At 37.9% G+C, this 253-nt stretch carries 1 protein-coding gene; it reads left to right on the top strand.

Features of this window, described 5'->3' with window-relative positions; translation table 11 throughout:
• A partial coding sequence (locus FC26_RS02850; protein ID WP_139961740.1) for an IS30 family transposase occupies positions 1-239 on the top strand: 239 nt, incomplete at its 5' end.
• Positions 240-253: the final 14 nt, after the last annotated feature.

Consider the following 253-nt stretch of genomic DNA (forward strand, 5'->3'; position numbering starts at 1 on the left):
CACAATATGGTATTAAGACCTATTACTGCCATGCTTATACTCCAGCTGAACGTGGTAGTAATGAACGTTTTAATCGGAATTTACGTTATTTTTATCCTAAAGGGACTCGTTTTGAGCACATTAGTGCTCAAGATTTAACGACGACGTTACTCCAAATTAACCAGCGACCGCTTAAAATACTCGACTGGCAAACACCGTATCAGGTTATGCTGACAAATTTGTCCAAAAATTCGGATTAAATTTGCAATCTACC

Origin of the sequence: Paucilactobacillus vaccinostercus DSM 20634 (assembly GCF_001436295.1) — a bacterium.
GTDB classification, from domain to species: Bacteria; Bacillota; Bacilli; order Lactobacillales; family Lactobacillaceae; genus Paucilactobacillus; species Paucilactobacillus vaccinostercus.